This is a genomic window from Moraxella sp. (assembly GCF_024227015.1).
Lineage (GTDB): Bacteria > Pseudomonadota > Gammaproteobacteria > Pseudomonadales > Moraxellaceae > Moraxella.
On the sequence record NZ_JAAELD010000086.1, the window covers coordinates 1 to 745 of the forward strand.

The 745-nt window shown below is 48.2% G+C and carries 2 protein-coding genes; both read right to left on the reverse strand.

The features are described 5' to 3' along the window. Positions 1-297: hypothetical protein (locus GY683_RS01900; protein ID WP_297287140.1), on the reverse strand; the 297-nt coding region annotated here is incomplete at its 3' end. A gap of 143 nt (positions 298-440) precedes the next feature. Next, the coding region (locus GY683_RS01905) for a hypothetical protein (RefSeq protein ID WP_297287141.1) at positions 441-745 on the reverse strand (305 nt) is incomplete at its 5' end.

Consider the following 745-nt stretch of genomic DNA (forward strand, 5'->3'; position numbering starts at 1 on the left):
GCGCTGCAAGCCGGTCATGAGAATCTGAAATATTCCGATTAACATGGGAACACCCGTACCGATAAGAGCAAGCCTCAGTCCAATTGGCCAAGGTTTGCGTTCACCGCCGCTTTCGCTCACTATACGCTGGCCGCTGGCGGCCAGCCATTGGACTGCCCAGATCACAAAATGCCCCACTGCCCAGATTTTCAAAACCAGGGGAACGAAGATCATCATGGGGGGGTCGCCTCTCTGCTTTGTGAATATCATGAAAAGCGACACGGTGATGGCAATCGCTGCCCATGCTGCATGCGCCACACGACGCCTTCTTTGTGATTTAGGGTATAGATTACCAATCATCTCAATTGTTACGAATCATCTCTGAGCGCATAACTTTTGAGCTGAGACGCGCGCGGTTTTTCCAGCGTCTTTTCTCCAGCGACAAGTTAGATTACAACATCTCACTGAAAGCGCCATACGCCCGAGAATATGTGTGCAGTCGCATCGACAAAAAACTGGGCGACAAAAAGAAGCAGGCCCAAAACAACTGCGATTGTAGGCTTTTTGACAGTTACACACAAGAAACCTGACACCAGGGCATAAAAAACAATCGCTCCAGCAATTATCACGTCATTGGCACTTCCTGAAACAAGTGAGGATGAGACCACCTTTGCGATAATAATTGTAGCGATGGAAGAATATGAAAAGCTTCGCCAATTGACTGGATGTTTTCGATACCGTAGGAGCAAAGATGCCAAAAAAAGCC